The 456-nt window shown below is 42.3% G+C and carries 1 protein-coding gene; it reads right to left on the reverse strand.

All coding sequences use genetic code 11. The features are described from left to right. On the reverse strand, positions 1–456 hold a 456-nt coding region (locus AEQU1_RS00060), incomplete at both ends, for a proprotein convertase P-domain-containing protein (protein ID WP_181566674.1).

Here is a 456-nt window from a genome sequence, read left to right on the forward strand (position 1 = left end):
AACATCTGTATTTGTATTTGCGTAGGAATAAGTAATACCCCAAGCGTTAAGCGTTCCTGAATCACCAGCGACAGCATCAGAAATAGTAATAATCCAGTCCCCCATTGTGCTTTCACCGTTGAAAGCAGCAAGTGGGTTGTTAGGAGTGAAAGTACCATCAATTGTTGGTACGCCAGCACCACATTGGGTTTCTACTGCGCCTGTACCTGCATCATCAAGTGTTGCAAGGATATCATCACCACTACAGCCAAATCCTGTTCCAGTATAACCTGGACGGTCAACAATCGTAACGACTGTACCTGTAGGAGATGTAATCGTTGTAGTAACATCACCTACCCAAGTATGTGAGATATCTAAGTTTACATTTAAATCTGTTATAACAACATCTTCAGTTATTGTAAGTATAGAGGTTGTTCCAACTGGATCACCATCTGGAATGGCCAATCCTGGGCTATC

It is taken from the genome of Aequorivita sp. CIP111184, assembly GCF_900489465.1.
Taxonomy (GTDB): domain Bacteria; phylum Bacteroidota; class Bacteroidia; order Flavobacteriales; family Flavobacteriaceae; genus Aequorivita.